At 68.8% G+C, this 221-nt stretch carries 1 protein-coding gene; it reads left to right on the top strand.

What is annotated here, in order from left to right; translation table 11 throughout:
- Positions 1 to 221: hypothetical protein (locus tag MFF64_RS37580; protein WP_238194181.1), on the top strand; the 221-nt coding region annotated here is incomplete at both ends.

Genomic DNA, 221 nt, shown 5'->3' on the forward strand with positions numbered 1-221 from the left:
CAGAGGCCCGGCCAGCCCGGATGGCCCCCCACGGCGCCGCCGCGTTCGCGCGCGACCGCGCAGGCGCGGGCCCTGACCTCCGGATCGCCCGCACGTATCGCCTGTGCCCATGACAATACTCGATGGATCATTGTCGTGCACTTGATCCTGGTGTCGGGCGTGGCGTACGCGTTTGTGGGCCTGCCCGTGAGCTTTCTGCCGGTCCATGACCAGGGCTTCTT

The sequence above is a fragment of the Methylobacterium frigidaeris genome (genome assembly GCF_022179185.1).
In the GTDB taxonomy this organism is placed as follows: domain Bacteria; phylum Pseudomonadota; class Alphaproteobacteria; order Rhizobiales; family Beijerinckiaceae; genus Methylobacterium; species Methylobacterium frigidaeris.